This window comes from Aneurinibacillus thermoaerophilus (assembly GCF_019603355.1).
In the GTDB taxonomy this organism is placed as follows: Bacteria; Bacillota; Bacilli; order Aneurinibacillales; family Aneurinibacillaceae; genus Aneurinibacillus; species Aneurinibacillus thermoaerophilus.
Genome location: NZ_CP080764.1, coordinates 1,999,361 through 2,012,274, shown reverse-complemented (window position 1 = coordinate 2,012,274; position 12,914 = coordinate 1,999,361). Strand labels below are relative to the sequence as shown.

Genomic DNA, 12,914 nt, shown 5'->3' with positions numbered 1-12,914 from the left:
TGGCAGATGCCTTTACGTCTTTGGTAAAATTACCTATCTTTTGTTGCTAGAAATCTAGGTGTACTGCTCTAACAGAGTTTCCAATTAACAATATCAGATGGAGGCGGTAACGAGTGTTACCCGTCTTAGAGAGAAAAGAATCAGTCATATTTTGATATTGAAAAAAAAGTTCTAATTGACAAAAAACAAAGAAACGAGTATATTCTAATTAACGAAATTATAGCGACAAAATTAAAATATCGGAAAATGATAAAAAGTTATTTTTTTACCCTATTAACGACTATATAACGACAAAACAGGAGGTAACAGAGAATGACCAATAGAATAAAGAAAATAGTCACTCACATTGTAGAAGTACCGCTTAAAAACAAGTGGCAAATTTCTTTGTATTCTGCAAACATAAGACAACATGCTATTGTAGAAGTAATTTTGGAAAATGGCATTCACGGCTTCGGTGAAGCCGCTCCATCTCCGGCCTTCATGGGGGAGACGGCAGAAACAATTAAGCTGGTAAACGACCTTTATTTAGCACCGGCGTTGATTGGCTTGCCTGTTGACGAAATAGCGGTTGCACATACGAAAATGAATCAGGTGATTTACGCACAAACAGCAGCAAAATCAGCGATTGACATCGCGCTTCATGATGCATGGGGAAAAACGTTGAACCAGCCGCTCTATAAATTGATGGGTGGAGAAACTAGAAAAACGGTTCCACTCACATATGTGGTGGGTATTAAGAATAATGAAGATGCTTACGAAGAAGCCATACGACGAGTGAATGAAGGATTCAACGTGATCAAAATTAAAGTTGGAAATGAGCCGAAAAGAGATATCACTTTAGTGAATCTAATTCGTAAAGCGATAAGCGATTCAGGAAAAGAGGCAAAGATTCGCCTGGATGCGAACCAGGGATATGATGTACCGACTGCAATTAAAGTGATTAAGGAACTTGAGGAGACGGGCGAAATTGAGTCGGTTGAACAGCCAGTTCGAAAATGGAACATTTTCGGTATAAAAGAAATCCGTGAAAAAGTAAAAACACCAATCATGATCGATGAAACGGTCTTTAGCCCTGAAGACGCGATGAATGCCATCAAACTTGGCATCGCTGATATTATCAATTTGAAAGTTTGTAAAGTAGGCGGAATTTATCAATCTCGAAAGATTGCTGCATTGGCGGAAGCGGCAGGAATGTCCTGTACGGTTGGAAGCAACTTGGAGCTCGGTATCGGCATTGCCGCAAGTGCCCAATTTGTTACAAGTACCCCAGTTGTCAAAAATCCGAGCGACTTTATATGTGGAGCTTATTTGCATGAATATGACATTACTGAAACGCCTATGATGGATCTAGTGGAAAACGGAGCGATGAAAGTCTCGGACAAGCCAGGATTAGGCATTGATGTCAACATCTCATTACTTGGGAGAGAGTCTAAATGAACATCTCGATTGAACGACTGCAAAATGATTTAGAAAAGTATGCACGTTATGGAAAAGATCCAAACAACGGCATAACAAGACCAAGTTTTTCGGAAGCGGATTTTGAAGTAAGGGACTTATTTATTAACGAACTCAAACAACTCGGACTTGAAGTAAAAGTGGACGGTGCCTCTAACATATGGGGGTTGATGAAGGGAAATGGTCGAAAAAAGGGAACGATTGTCATTGGTTCTCATCTTGACACCGTACCTAACGGGGGAAAATATGATGGTGCTTTAGGTGTCTTAGTCGCAAAAGAAATCATTCGAACATTAAAAGACCATAATATCATGCTGAATCATGATCTTGAAATTGTATCGTTTACCGCTGAGGAACCAAACGATTTTAATGTGTCCACTATGGGCAGCCGCAGTTTTACTGGAAAATTACTTCCTGAACACCTGATGGATGTGACAGATTCGAAAGGCACACGTTTGGCCGACTGTTTTCAAAAAGCAGGCGGCGGCCTAGAGTATTTTTCCGAAATGGCTCAAGCCAAGAAAGACAAAAAAGCTTTTATTGAGCTTCATATCGAACAAGGTAAACGTTTGGAGCAACAAAATATTTCAGTTGCTTCCGTTGATAAAATTGTCGGTATTTACCGCGATCAAGTGACTGTTATCGGCCAGGCAAATCATGCCGGAACGACGATGATGGAACATCGCTTTGATGCGCTTACAGCAGCGGCAGAAATGGTGCTCATAGCAGAAAAGCTTGGAAGAGAGGACGCGAAAGATACCGTTTGTACGGTTGGAAAGTTTAACGTTTTTCCAAATGCAGCAAATATAATACCGGGAAAAGTAGAGTTTATTCTCGAAGTACGTGGAGAAACGGAAGAAGATATTCAACGGCTTGTAGCCAATATTAAAGCGGAATGGAAAAAGATTAGAAAGGCACGTCAAGTGGACGTTAAAGAGCAAAATATTCTTAACCAAAAACCTGTTCATTTAGATATGGATATTGTTGCTTGTATTGAAAAGGCAGCACAGGAACGTCATGTGCCAATTGTAAGATTGGCAAGTATGGCCGGACATGATGCAAGCCATATGGCTGATATTTCAAAAACGGCGATGATTTTTGTAAAAAGTATCAACGGAAAGAGCCATTGTCCACAAGAATATAGTACCCCGGACGATATTGAAATTGCCAGTAATGTGATGCTTCAAGCTATTTTGAACGTAGATGAGCAACTTGATTAAAACAAAAAAGGAGGATTTTTATGATTCATTCCCCTTCGCTCTGGGGGCTTGTCCCCCTTATCGTTTTTATTATCCTAATATTCAGAAAATGGAATCCGATCGCTGCCATTTCCGGTGCCATTATTTTTGGAGCGGTTATGAGCGGTGCAAGTTTAATGGATGTTGCAAAGGTCATTGGGAAAAACGGGCTGACAGATTTTATCGCTTATATTGGTCTGGTTATTTTGGCGGGCGGCGGACTTGGAAAAATTGCGGAAAAAACAGGAGTTGCCCGTAATATTGTGTATTTTATTATGAATAAAGTCGGCATTAATACGCCCAATAAAGCAATGATTAGCACAATGATAGCATCATCTTTATTAGCTGCATTATTAGGAACGTTGGCAGGTGCGAATGCCATTGTTGCACCCGTACTTATCCCGGTAGTGGCAGCGGCTGGATTATCATCGAGCGTTGTAGCAATTATTTTTCACGGCGCAGCGGCGGCGGGGATTTTAATCGGACCATTTACTCCGCCAGTAGTTACATTAATGGAATTGACAGGATTAACGTATCCTCAAGTGCTTTTGCATGCTGGTCTTCCGGTTGCCATCATTATATGGTTATGCACATTCGTTTATTCAAAAATGATTCTGAAGAAGTCTCTTATTGAGCATTCTTATCCGGAAGAAGATTTAAGCGGTTTCAATCAGAAAGAACTGGAAGTGGAGCTGAAACAAAAAAAAATTACAACTCAGGCAACAGTTGCCTTTTTAGTAACGCTCATCGCATCTATTGTATACGGTATCATGATTAAAGGCGGATCAACGTATACGATTGTCGTCATTTTATTAACAGCCATTATAACTGGTCTTGCCGGCAGAATGTCACCGAATCAAATTGCTGATACATTTGTAGAAGGTGCAAAACCATTGCTGTGGATCTTCATTCAATTTGTTTTATTTACGCCATTCATTTATTTTACTGAAAAAATGGGAGGTTTTGAAGCGCTTAAAAACTTGCTTCTTCCTTATGTAGAGAATGGCGGACAAGCTACAATGGTGATATTAAGCACGATCGTAAACATTGCGGGTATTCCTGGTGCAGCGGTTGCACACTCCATTCTTATGCATAAGATGTTCATTCCAACTGTCATGGACTTGCATATTCCGATGTCTGTCTGGGTGTTGGCACTACTTGTCGGTTCACAAATGCCGTTCTTCTTGTATCCGACCGGAGATGCTTTAGGAGCAATGGGACTTGCTCGCTCAAAAGATCTTAAGAATGTAATTATCTTCGGGGTGTTTGTAACCATTATTGTCGTTTTATTTATTGTTATACGTGTGTTATTTTTGTAAACTATGACGGATAAAGAGGTGGCTTAATATGGACTGGCAGAAACTTAGAAGAGATGTAGAGAGAATAGTGTCACAAGTCGATGGAAAAGTAAGTGTTGCCATTGAAACAGATGAGGGCCACATTTTGATTAATGCAAATGATCCGCTTCCGTCTGCAAGTTTGATTAAAATTCCAATCATGATTGCAGCATATCGTCAAGCACAAGAAGGTAAATTGAACTTGTTCAGTGAATATTCCTTCCTACCCGAAGATAGGGTAGGAGGGATGGGCGTTCTTTCTCATCTTTCACCTGAACTCCGCTTAACATTAAAAGATCTGATTTCGCTTATGATCATGATTTCTGATAATACGGCAACCAACATGGTCATTCGCAATGTTGGCATGGATACTGTGAATCAGTTAGCGGCTGATTTAAACTGTGGACAAACCGTTTTGGTACGGATGATGATGGATCATGAGGCGGTCAAACGAGGTAAGGATAATATGACATCGGCCAGTGATATCGTTCGCTTTTTGAAGGAGATAGTAGAAGGAAGTATATTAAATGAAGAAAACAAAAAAGCTGTTTATGATACTCTTTTAAACCAACAGTTTCATACAAAATTGCCTGCCTTGATTACAGGCGGTTTTTCCCTTCATGCTACTCTTGCTCATAAAACGGGAGAACTTCCAGGAACCGAACATGATGCTGGCATTTTCTGTTTTAATGGAAAGTATGCTTATGTAGCTGTTTTAACAACAGAACTGTCTGATAATGCTTCTGGCCAACGGGTGATCGCTCAAGTGGGAAAACTTGTTTTTGATTACTTGCGTGCATAAGAACCAAAGGGAAAGGGAAACTTTTATTTGATTTTGTAATTTTTCAGCGGTTTAATATTAAATATAAAGTTTTTTGTACAGAATCGAAAAAGCGAATTTTATGTTAAACAATTTCTTATGATTTTTGTTACCGTTGGAGGATAAAATGGTTGTTCATATTGCAGTGATCGGTTCTGAAAAAATGGTTCATGAAATCATCCGTTTAAATCAGAATGAACGTATCGGTATTAAACCTTTCATTTATGAAAAACCTGAGGAAAGTTTGAAACTTGTTGAAAAAGCAAAGGGCTGTACGGTTCTTTTTTTCACAGGTCCCATTCCTTATTATATGGCAAAAGGTAAAATTGAGGAGTACAATTTGCATGCTGTTTACATTCCCTTTGACGAACTGGCCTTTTCTTTGTCTTTATATCATATACAGCATGCTTTCGGTATTTATCCGTCAAAGCTTTCTATTGATATTCCAAAAAAAGAAGTGGTCTATAATATATTTCATGAATTGGGACTAGACACTACGTCAATTTTTATTAAAGAGTTTGAAGACAAAATGAATCAACATAGGTATACAGATGAGATCGTTCAATTTCATTACGATTTTTGGAAGAAAGGTGAAACTTCATTTGTTTTGACAAGCGTGCAGTCTGTTTACAATGAACTGCAGAAACTAAATATTCCAAGCCTTCGTATGATGATCCCACGAAAAAATATGATCGCTACACTTGAACAAGCTGTAACAATAGGAGAGCTTTTACTAAGTAAATCTTCACAAATTGCGGTTGGAATCGTTCAAATAGCTGATCAACATGATCAGGATCATTATGATGTAAAAGAATTAAAAGCTACTATATTTGGATTTCTTACAGAGTTCGCTCGAAAGATGAATGCGTCTGTTAAAACGGTCGATGAACGCACGTTTATGATTTATGGAACAAGGGGCGGTGTTGAACAGCTAACGGATCGATACCGTGTATTTCCTTTATTGAATCATGTAAAAGAAATGAAAGATGTGAACATCAACTTTGGTTTTGGTTTCGGTATTACGGTGACAGAAGCAGAGGAACATGCGCAAATTGGCTTGTATCATGCAAAAAAACTGAACGAACACAGTGTTTTTATTGTAACGGAAGAAAAGAAAGTAATTGGGCCATTAAATAAAAAGATAACAAAAATGTTTGAGCTGCAGAGTCAGGATGAGCGTATTCTTGCAATAGCTAAAAAAACCGGTATTAGTGTTTCAAGTATATCAAAAATAGTGAATTTTACCAATCTGCGTCACAATCATGGTTTTTCCGCGAATGATCTGGCTGATTACTTGCAGTTAAGCAGGCGCAGTGCGGAGAGAATGTTAAAAATACTTGTAGAGAAGAATTATGCAGAAATATCTGGTGAAGAACAGCCTTATCAAAAAGGAAGACCACGCTCAATTTATAAAATGAACTTCTAGTTGCCGCCATAGCCGCTCAGCTATTATTTCGCTTTCAATTCAGTGAAGAAGATCTGATGCAATTCAGGTCTTTTTTTTATTTAGTGGACACATTTCATTCGTTCCTCTGATTTTTATCTTTATTATTTGTTTTGTGATGCATATCATTTTAGTCAATTTAGGCTGTGTAGTATGTTTATGATTTTATAAATAGGAATAATAAACTATTTATTTTAGTATAATATGACTATAAACAAAGACAAAAAATGATACGGTTGAACTAATTGGTAATCCTTGCTAAAATGTTTCGTGTAGGTTAACAGTATAAAGGAGGAATTTTATGTTTAAACATATCCGCCCTCAAATTTCTGCGCTGAAACTTATAGAAAGAGGAACTAACATCGAGTTTAAGGGAAGATTTAAAGATACACTTGCCTACAATCATTTTACAGAAGAAGATGAAAATACTCTGTTTCAAGTGAGGGAAATAGTACAGGAATCAATCTCAGAAGCCGCTGATCTTTTTCATAAATATCTTATCGAGTTGAAGGAAGAAGGGGAACAGGAGATTCATAGCGAGGAAATCAAACGATACCTCTATATTTTCTTTAACGAAAAAAGGGATAAAGAGTACGTAGATAAAATTATTCCTTTTTTTAATGAACTGCGGATAAGACGTTATAATATAGGAAAGCTAATTGTGGCTTTCAATCAACTACATTTCTTTTTGCAAATGTCTTTATTCTCTAAAAAAACAATTTTGCCATCAACATATTTGCAATTAGCAGAAGCTTTGCAGCGTGCTATTAATATCGAACATCAAATATTAATTGAGGTGTATACAGAAAAGATTATTGAACAGGTAGCCGAAGGAATTGCACGATTGATGGATAAAAATTCCGAAGTTATGCAAATTAAAGAGCTAGTGAGGCAGCTTGATTTGCAAAATTCGGATATACAAACTGTCACTGCGGCAACGGAAGAAATGAAGGCTTCAATTATAGAAGTTGCAAATAATGCTGCATCTGTAGCAGAAAAAACCAAAACGGCCGTATCGAAAGCGACAGAAGGAAAACAGGTAATTGAAAAGGCACTTAACGATATTGTGCATACAGGAGAAACATTTGAAAGCATTGTCGATAAATTTTCTTCCCTACAAAATCATGTTTCTTCTATCGTCAATGTTGTTGAAATTATTCGAGGGATTGCCGATCAGACCAATTTACTTGCATTAAATGCTTCGATTGAAGCAGCCCGAGCAGGGGAGTATGGACGTGGATTTGCGGTAGTGGCCGATGAGGTACGAAAACTTGCAGAAAGTACGGTTGATTCCTTACATCAGGTTCATGTGAGTGTAGAAAATTTAAAAGTGTTTTCTTCAGATGTATCGAATACTGTCGCGATAACTGCTGAATCGATTAAAAAAGGAGTTGATGAGGCTGAATTGGCTCTTCCTATTTTAACGGAAATTACGGAAGATATTCAGCAAATTAATGAGGCAACCAGCCATACGGCAGCGATTTCCCAACAACAAGCAGCTTCTGTAGATGAAATTTCGCAACGCATGGTATCCATTAGCAAGCTTGCAGAAGAGATTGAAGAGTTAGGAAAGGATACAGGGAAAACTGTATATGAACTTAGTAAAATGACAGAGTTATTACGAACAGAAGTGTTCCATAATAATATTAAGTTGTCTACCAGGGCATTATTACAGCTAGCAAAGACAGACCATATTTTATGGAAATGGCGTATTTACAATATGATTCTTGGATATGAGATAGTACGTCCGGAAGATGTGTCTTCTCATAAGGTTTGTAGACTGGGTAAATGGTATTTTGATGCTACGACCCGTGAAAGATTGGAGAGTTATAAAAGTTTTAATTTATTAGATGTTCCACATCAACAGGTACATGAACAGGCACGATTAGCTGCGGAATCGTATAAGAATGGAAATATTCTTCAAGCCGAAAACCATTTGCGCTTACTTTCTAAAGCCTCTGAGGAAGTGTTATCGTACATTGATGATTTGTTAAAGTCGTTAGAATAAAAGCAAGTAGAGCTGTCTCAAAAGTTATGAGCCAGCCTCTTTGGTATGAAACGGTACATACATATAGAGACTTATTTCTTTTGTTCATGTTAGTTGGCATTAGCGTATGGGGGATTTTCACCTGGTCGCTCCATATTTCTCAAGGTTAAGCATGGGGTGTCGATGATTATGTTAAAGCCCCACCTTTTGGCATTTGTAGACCTCCTGGTTATGACATTTATTTTTTATAGAGTAAAAACAACGGAATTCATATTTGTTACTATTTGGTATATATAAGCTTCATTTTTTTTTCAAACGATAGGATAACGGACTGTCCGATCAGGCAGTCCGTTTGTATGTTTTGCTTGATGCTTCCGTGCAAAAAATTGATCATCCAGCACTGTGAAATTTCTAACATTAGATTGTGAGAAGCGTCAACCTTTTGTGGATTCCAGCCATTCGGCATAACATTCGTCACACAGAAGTTCATTGCGTTCAGTATTGGAATCATAAAAAGTAACGCAATGGGCATTTTGCATATCATGACCGCAATAATAACATGTATCAGCCATTGTGTACCTCCTTCATTTGTCCTGCGAAATTTATGGCTACCTTTATTTTTTTATATGGAACAGAAAATAATGAGGAGGAATGCAGATATCCATATTTTTCAAGATTTTTGTGTAGGATGATGGCTATTCGGGGTGCGTTCTGGAGAAGATATTCACCATTTCTGTTTTGCCTACATATGTTAATCAGGGCCACATTTTCATACAGGAGGAGTTGACACGATGCAATTTTATTATGGAGAAAAAATGCCGCTCCGGATTCTGGATGAAGGCGAATTTTGGAAACTACAGGAAGCAGAACATACACAGGTGATTCGCGCTTTGGTACCGAATCTGGAGCCTGTTTTTGTTCAGGCGCTCCAGGGTTGGGAACAGGCTTTTTCACAAACGCAAGCCGCTTTTGTCAGATATATTGAACGAGTCGTTAGATTAGGTCATCGTGTAGATTCGATGGTATACAATGAAATCATGCAGCTCGTATGCTGTGCGCTCGGACAGAGCCATCAGTTTGTTCAGTTATTAAATCAACTGGGAACGGAAAGTAGTGCATTAAAAAATAACCCGACTGCAGTCACGGTTTTGAATCATATTCGTCGCGAGTCCGAATACTTTATTGGAATCGCGGAAGCATTGTTGGGCCATTATGCGTATACGTAGGAGAACAAAAGGGATGAAGGAACTGACGTTTTAAGCATTCAGTTCCTTTTCTTCATGTGGCGACTATGTTGTGATATCGCCTGATTTATCCGGGTATAGCAACTTATATGCGCGCAGCGCCAATTGGAGCGCCAACTGGTTTTCTGGAGACATAAAATCTTGTCCAAGCAGTTCTTTGATTTTTTCTAGTCGATAATAGAGAGACTGTCTAACGATATAAAGTTTTTCGGCCGCAAGCTTTTTTGAGCCGTTGTTTTCTAGATATACCTTCAACGTGTAAAGGAGATCGCTTCCTTTAAGCCGATCTTCTTCAATTAATGGGCCGAGGTAACGATGCACAAATGATTCAAGAATATTACCTTCCTGAAGATGAATAAGCAACTGAAACACGCCCAGTTCATCATAAAAAATTAGCGGCTTTTGATAATAAGGGTACAGCAAAAGCGCCTGCGTTGCTTCCTGGTAACTGAGATGCGCATTTTTAAACTGGCGATAAGATTGTCCGACTCCGATGCGCAGATGAAAATGGCCGATTTTTTGGTTTGCGTTTGCCTCTTTGATATAGTCTAATACTTGTTGTAGTCTTTCTTTGGTTTGGAGTTTTTTCTTTGATTGCCCGAATGATGTCAAATCAAGGGCCATGACTACAAGCTGGTTATTTTTAAGAGTGATGAATGGACGAAAGGCATGCTGTTCAAAAGCGGAACGCAATAGCAAAGAAAGATGGAACCCTATCGATTCAAGCGATTCCTCTGAAATGCTTTCCTTCTCATTGGGAATGTGCTCAATTTCAAATAAGCAAACCCAGTAGTTCATTTTGTTGAGTTTGTTGTAATCCGGGCCAATAAGTGTTTTGATATGCTCTTCCTCGTTGAGTCGATTGTGCAATAAATCATTCACCCACAAATTTTCGGCATGGAGTTTTCGCTCTTCCATATAACGCTTTCGTAATAAATCCTGGGCGATAGAAAGAGAGGCCGAATCCAATAACAAATCATGATATTCGCTCGGCTCTTGTTTGCTCGCCATCGCGATTAATGCCCAGACTTGTCCCATGGCACCTACAGGCTGTAGAAGCATGGTTTTGTCTTCCTTTTTTAAACGATAAGAAGATAGATTGAAAGGATGCTGGCATAATTTTTGCAAATGTCCATAAAGAAAAGTCAGCCAATCATTTTGGGCAATCGGCTCCAAGGTGGGTATAAAAACCGGCTTTCCTTGGGTTGGGAGGTAAACGATTTGCGTTTTCGTACTGTCGTGCAGCAATTTTAAAACATTCAAAGCACCTTGAGAAGTAAGGGATAGACGGTGAAATTCCCTTGAAACACTTTCAAGCTTTTGTAGCATTTGATAATGGCGATTAATGATTAACGGGTGCAAATCCTGCGTGATATCCACAAAGCGGACCGTTTTCAGAAAGATAATCAGCGGAAAGTTATGCTTGTTGGCAAGCTTAATCATCTCGTCAGGAACGGACTCTACGTATTGCCCGATTTCTAAACATAAGCAGGAGACGTTCGCGTCTATTAATTTTTGCAGATAGGATGCGAAACGTTGTCCATCCGATTGAAAACCAATGCCGGTTGCCAGAATCATTTCTTCTCCGTGAATTAGGGTGTCAAAATGAGAGGTTTCAAGAATATGAACCCAGCGGATACGGCGATGCAACCCGTGTTTTCCGGCAATGATGCGTGCTTCTTGAAATAGGGGGCGCTTTAATACATCGTTTACTGTGAGTATAAATTCAGAATGCACTGCGATTCATCCCCATTCCATTCATTTTTTATTTTTAATGTTATTATAAGTTTAAAATAAATGGTATTATTTTTGACATTTTGTCTAGTGTAAGCGTTTCATAAGCTTTGCTATAGTGAAAGAAACGCTACAGCATGTAAACAGATGTAAGAATAATGGGGGTGTGTTTTATGACAATTGCAAAAGATAAAGTAATGACATTGAAAAATTTTGTAGGTGGTAAATGGGTGGAAGCTGCTACTTCTCGTTACGAGGAAGTACCTAACCCAGCAACAGGCGAAATTATTGCTTATGTTCCGATATCCTCACGGGAAGATTTAGACAGAGCGGTACAAGCGGCGAAGGAAGCGTTTAAAACATGGAAGAAAACACCGGTGCCGCGCCGCGCCCGGATTCTCTTCAAGTATCAGCAGCTCCTTGTTGAACATTGGCAGGAATTGGCTCGTCTCATTACGATTGAGAATGGCAAAAGCTACGAGGAAGCGTATGGCGAAGTGCAGCGTGGCATTGAATGCGTGGAGTTTGCGGCGGGAGCTCCTACGCTGATGATGGGCACCCAGCTTCCTGATATTGCCGCTGGGATCGAGTCCGGTATGTACCGTTATCCACTCGGGGTTGTAGGCGGTATTACACCGTTTAATTTCCCGATGATGGTTCCGTGCTGGATGTTCCCGCTGGCGATTGCTTGCGGAAATACGTTTGTGCTAAAGCCGTCGGAGCGTACGCCGCTTTTGGCGAACCGTCTTGCCGAACTGCTTATGGAAGCCGGGCTTCCGGATGGAGTGTTAAATATTGTGCATGGAGCGCATGATGTGGTAAACGGTATTTTGGAACACCCGGACATTCAAGCAGTATCGTTTGTCGGCTCACAGCCTGTAGCGGAATATGTATATAAAACAGCAGCCGCGAATTTAAAACGTGTGCAGGCTCTTGCCGGCGCAAAGAACCATTCGATCGTTATGCCGGATGCTGATTTGGATTATGCCGCCAAAAATATCATCAGCGCCGCTTTCGGTTCCGCCGGTGAACGGTGCATGGCTTGCTCTGTCGTAGTGGCTGTCGGAGAGATCGCGGATGAACTCGTAAGCCGCCTGAAAGAGGAAGCGGATAAAATCAAGATTGGAAACGGGCTTGAAAAAGGCGTTTTCTTAGGACCTGTTATTCGCGATTCGCATAAAGCGCGCACGATCGGTTATATCGAAGCGGGCGAAAAGGAAGGCGCATTGCTTGTCCGTGACGGAAGAAAAGATGCAGCGGTAAATGGTCAAGGCTATTTTATAGGTCCTACAATTTTTGATAACGTAACAACGGAGATGTCCATCTGGAAAGACGAGATTTTTGCCCCTGTTCTTTCCGTTGTCCGCGTAAAAGATTTGGATGAGGCGATTGAGCTTACCAATAAGTCTAAATTTGCCAATGGTGTATGTCTTTATACGAACAGCGCGAAAGCGGTACGTCAGCTCCGTGATGAAATCGATCCGGGCATGATTGGCATCAATCTCGGAGTGCCCGCGCCGATGGCTTTCTTCCCATTCTCAGGTTATAAGAATTCGTTCTATGGAGATCTTCATGCCAACGGCCGCGATGGGGTTGAATTCTATACTCGTAAAAAGATGGTCACCGCGCGCTATTCGTTTTAACTGAGGAGGTGA

The 12,914-nt window shown here is 39.8% G+C and carries 10 protein-coding genes; 8 read left to right on the top strand and 2 right to left on the bottom strand.

The window, feature by feature from the left end; translation table 11 throughout:
• Positions 1–312: 312 nt before the first annotated feature.
• The 6 genes from K3F53_RS10400 (at position 313) to K3F53_RS10375 (ending at position 8,302) form a co-directional block, all read left to right on the top strand.
• Positions 313–1,437, top strand: a complete 1,125-nt coding sequence (locus tag K3F53_RS10400) for a mandelate racemase/muconate lactonizing enzyme family protein (protein ID WP_091260073.1) — start codon at positions 313–315, stop codon at positions 1,435–1,437.
• A complete protein-coding gene (locus K3F53_RS10395; protein WP_057898612.1) occupies positions 1,434–2,675 on the top strand; it encodes a Zn-dependent hydrolase in 1,242 nt (413 codons plus the stop codon). Before K3F53_RS10400 ends, K3F53_RS10395 begins: the two co-directional genes overlap by 4 nt.
• Positions 2,676–2,695: 20 nt before the next feature.
• Positions 2,696–4,012 (top strand): hypothetical protein, encoded by a 1,317-nt coding sequence (locus K3F53_RS10390; protein WP_091260072.1) that lies wholly within the window; start codon positions 2,696–2,698, stop codon positions 4,010–4,012.
• Between the two features lie 28 nt (positions 4,013–4,040).
• On the top strand, positions 4,041–4,832 hold the full coding sequence (locus K3F53_RS10385; RefSeq protein WP_091260070.1) for a serine hydrolase: 792 nt from the start codon (positions 4,041–4,043) through the stop codon (positions 4,830–4,832).
• A gap of 145 nt (positions 4,833–4,977) precedes the next feature.
• Positions 4,978–6,276, top strand: a complete 1,299-nt coding sequence (locus tag K3F53_RS10380) for a hypothetical protein (RefSeq protein WP_091260068.1) — start codon at positions 4,978–4,980, stop codon at positions 6,274–6,276.
• Between the two features lie 319 nt (positions 6,277–6,595).
• Positions 6,596–8,302: a globin-coupled sensor protein gene (locus K3F53_RS10375; RefSeq protein WP_091260066.1), complete on the top strand. Its 1,707-nt coding sequence runs from the start codon at positions 6,596–6,598 to the stop codon at positions 8,300–8,302.
• A 413-nt stretch (positions 8,303–8,715) separates the two neighbouring features.
• On the opposite strand, the gene K3F53_RS10370 is transcribed toward K3F53_RS10375, so the two are convergent.
• Positions 8,716–8,853 carry a hypothetical protein gene (locus tag K3F53_RS10370; RefSeq protein WP_175493556.1) on the bottom strand — a complete coding sequence of 46 codons (138 nt, stop codon included), beginning with the start codon at positions 8,851–8,853 and terminating at the stop codon, positions 8,716–8,718.
• Between the two features lie 219 nt (positions 8,854–9,072).
• On the opposite strand from K3F53_RS10370, the gene K3F53_RS10365 reads away from it, so the two are divergent.
• The gene (locus K3F53_RS10365) at positions 9,073–9,507 is read left to right on the top strand and encodes a DUF2935 domain-containing protein (RefSeq protein WP_091260065.1); all 435 of its coding nucleotides are present in this window, start codon (positions 9,073–9,075) and stop codon (positions 9,505–9,507) included.
• Positions 9,508–9,570: 63 nt separating this feature from the next.
• On the opposite strand, the gene K3F53_RS10360 is transcribed toward K3F53_RS10365, so the two are convergent.
• Complete coding sequence (locus K3F53_RS10360; protein WP_091260063.1) at positions 9,571–11,262, bottom strand: PucR family transcriptional regulator; 1,692 nt, start codon at positions 11,260–11,262, stop codon at positions 9,571–9,573.
• A 170-nt stretch (positions 11,263–11,432) separates the two neighbouring features.
• Here K3F53_RS10360 and K3F53_RS10355 point away from each other — a divergent pair, with 170 nt between their 5' ends.
• Positions 11,433–12,902 carry a CoA-acylating methylmalonate-semialdehyde dehydrogenase gene (locus K3F53_RS10355; RefSeq protein ID WP_057898620.1) on the top strand — a complete coding sequence of 490 codons (1,470 nt, stop codon included), beginning with the start codon at positions 11,433–11,435 and terminating at the stop codon, positions 12,900–12,902.
• Positions 12,903–12,914: the final 12 nt, after the last annotated feature.

Excerpts from the sequence above, each read along its gene's own strand:
- K3F53_RS10365 (WP_091260065.1), top strand. The coding sequence starts at position 9,073 with ATGCAATTTTATTATGGAGAAAAAATGCCGCTCCGGATTCTGGATGAA.
- K3F53_RS10395 (WP_057898612.1), top strand. The coding sequence starts at position 1,434 with ATGAACATCTCGATTGAACGACTGCAAAATGATTTAGAAAAGTATGCA.
- K3F53_RS10400 (WP_091260073.1), top strand. The coding sequence starts at position 313 with ATGACCAATAGAATAAAGAAAATAGTCACTCACATTGTAGAAGTACCG.
- K3F53_RS10380 (WP_091260068.1), top strand. The coding sequence starts at position 4,978 with ATGGTTGTTCATATTGCAGTGATCGGTTCTGAAAAAATGGTTCATGAA.
- K3F53_RS10355 (WP_057898620.1), top strand. The coding sequence starts at position 11,433 with ATGACAATTGCAAAAGATAAAGTAATGACATTGAAAAATTTTGTAGGT.
- K3F53_RS10390 (WP_091260072.1), top strand. The coding sequence starts at position 2,696 with ATGATTCATTCCCCTTCGCTCTGGGGGCTTGTCCCCCTTATCGTTTTT.
- K3F53_RS10375 (WP_091260066.1), top strand. The coding sequence starts at position 6,596 with ATGTTTAAACATATCCGCCCTCAAATTTCTGCGCTGAAACTTATAGAA.
- K3F53_RS10385 (WP_091260070.1), top strand. The coding sequence starts at position 4,041 with ATGGACTGGCAGAAACTTAGAAGAGATGTAGAGAGAATAGTGTCACAA.
- K3F53_RS10370 (WP_175493556.1), bottom strand. The coding sequence starts at position 8,853 with ATGGCTGATACATGTTATTATTGCGGTCATGATATGCAAAATGCCCAT.